This is a genomic window from Candidatus Symbiopectobacterium sp., assembly GCF_020054415.1.
Classification (GTDB): domain Bacteria; phylum Pseudomonadota; class Gammaproteobacteria; order Enterobacterales; family Enterobacteriaceae; genus Symbiopectobacterium.
Genome location: NZ_JAHWCO010000149.1, coordinates 1 through 2319 on the forward strand (window position 1 = coordinate 1; position 2319 = coordinate 2319).

The following is a 2319-nucleotide window of genomic DNA, read 5'->3' on the forward strand; positions in this document are numbered from 1 at the left end:
AATAAGGCCGCCTATCCCGCCACGAAGGGGGGCGCAATATTGGCCAGATCGCTACCACGAGCGTAACCACGCTGTTGCAAATCAGCGCATTAGCGGTAGTAACGATATCTGGAAAAAGAAAGTGGGCTATCACCGGCGCTCAGTGGCTGAAACGGTCATGTTCCGGTTCAAAAGGCTTCTGGGTGGTCATCTAAGTCTGAGAGACTACGATGCTCAGGTGGGTGAAGCCATGGCCATGGTCAAAGCGCTTAACCGGATCACGCTATTAGGAATGCCGAACAGCATTCGCATCACGTAACAATCGACCAGTATGGGGCGCAGTCGTTACAAGTTCTGATTTATTCAACAAAGCACTAATAAGTGCATAAAAAGATGTGTATAAGGAGATGCATAAAAGGGCACTTCGAAAAACCTCATGCTAGGGAAATATCGGCGATAAATTAGAGCAAAACCAAAAGAGTTTGGTTGTTTTTTGTACTTTTTGTGCTCAAAAAACACCCAAATTTAGCAATAAACGAGCGTTTTAAAAAATAAAAAATGAAGGAGTCTAGGTTTTTCGAGGTGCCCTAATGTAACCATTAATCATACAGGATTTCCGTAGAAGTCACAGTGAGGTGTTGATGATAACGGAGCCTTCTCCATTTCGATAAACCATACGTTTCTCTCCTGACCTGACTTTATTTTTATATTTAATTTTCTTGCATGCTTCACTTCAAGCAGGCTGTCTGGGGGAATTATCCCTTCGAATTCATCAACGGAAGATATTTTTGATATTGATTTAACGCCACCTGCTAACTTATACACAATGCAGTTATTTTCAACATCTCCCTGAATAGTATCACCAGCAAAAGCCCTTAAAGAGTAAGGGTTGTTGGTGAATGATAAAAATGTATTATTTATCATTATGGTACCCGTATCTATTAACCCTTCTTTTAGTTTGTAAATAAGAGGTTCAAAAAAACATCTGCCATCTGTTCTAACGGCCCTGTAGAAATCAATCTCTGAAAGCGGCATTTTATTTACTACATTAGTCAAGATTTTTTTCCGTTCCAAATGATGAATAGAACAAGAGGGATTATTTTCTGCTAGAAATTTATTTATATACTCCCAGGAGTCTGCAACGTAAGAATCAAGTGCTTCACCCTCCTCATTGGAAATACAATGATTTGATGTGACATAATCGTCAATAGACGATGATAATCGTATTCCATATTCAGGATAAGAATCAAAAGAAAGAATTTCTTGCCAAAAATCCTGATGTTCACTATTAGATGTTCCTTTCCTAATATAAAGGTCATCAAAGGATGTTTTTCTCGGTATGATTTTCAACTATTTGCCTCCTCAATAAGAATTGTGAACACATCAGGGCGAGATCTATACTCAACGTACTTCAAGATGCATCTGCCTATCCAGTAGAAGGGGTGGGCAGTAAGTCTTTCTCGCTGCCTTGCCGTGCATCTTGACGTTTATTTAGTATAACTGCTTTTGTATGTTTATTATGGATAAAAAACGGCTTTGTTGAATAAATAGATTTTATGCTGGCAGCTCAGTGAAACGACGGATCCTCGCAACGGCTTTGTTGAATAAATAGAACTTTTGGGTAATCATCGGACCAGATCACCACAGTTGTTTCAAAATCAGGGCTTTGTTGAATAAATAGATATTATGCTGCGCATCCATAAATACTGAGAATACCATTAACGTAAAATCAGTATGTTACATACAGAGTTAGCTGATGCATCCAGGGGTGAGCAGCATTTTCGTCCAAAATAGGCATGTCAGAACAGCATCATTCCCTATTATTCAACAAAGCCTGAAAATGCTTGTCATCTCAGGTGTACACTTTTCTCATGAGGCCTAACTGCATGATTTTACGTTGCGAGGATCCGTCGTTTCGCTGGGCTGCCAGCATAAAATCTATTTATTCAACAAAGCCCAAAGCCATATCTGAGTAGTGGAGAGGTCGTCCACGCCGTTCAGTAGTGTTTTTTTCCGTCCATGCAGCAATGGCTGATTCATCTAGCCATACGGTTAGAGAACCTCGCTGCTTGAGGGCCTTGTTATAAGAGGGCCAGTTGGTGATTTTAAAATTTTGTTTTTCCATGGATACCTGATTTTGAAACAACTGTGTGATCTGCTCCGATGATTACCCAAAAGTTCTATTTATTCAACAAAGCCTGTCAGATGTGCACGCTCAATACGCTGTGTATACAGCTTGCTAACAATGTGTTTTACTTTTGGAAGTTCGTCGTTGTAAACCCTGTAGCCATCCGTGTTTGCATGACTGACGACGGTAACGCTGATGACCACTTTTGCCAT

The 2319-nt window shown here is 40.2% G+C and carries 2 protein-coding genes and 2 pseudogenes; 1 reads left to right on the forward strand and 3 read right to left on the reverse strand.

All coding sequences use genetic code 11. The features are described 5' to 3' along the window. The coding region (locus QZ506_RS04505; RefSeq protein ID WP_367272969.1) for a transposase at nucleotides 1-298 on the forward strand (298 nt) is incomplete at its 5' end. Between the two features lie 284 nt (nucleotides 299-582). Here QZ506_RS04505 and QZ506_RS04510 read toward each other — a convergent pair. From QZ506_RS04510 to QZ506_RS04520, 3 genes and pseudogenes are all read right to left on the reverse strand, one after another. Further along, nucleotides 583-1329, reverse strand: coding sequence for a hypothetical protein (locus QZ506_RS04510; protein ID WP_291969357.1), 747 nt, complete (start codon nucleotides 1327-1329; stop codon nucleotides 583-585). Nucleotides 1330-1936: 607 nt separating this feature from the next. Next, nucleotides 1937-2104: pseudogene (locus QZ506_RS04515) on the reverse strand (transposase); the annotation flags it as partial. A gap of 74 nt (nucleotides 2105-2178) precedes the next feature. Then, nucleotides 2179-2319: pseudogene (locus tag QZ506_RS04520) on the reverse strand (IS1 family transposase); the annotation flags it as partial.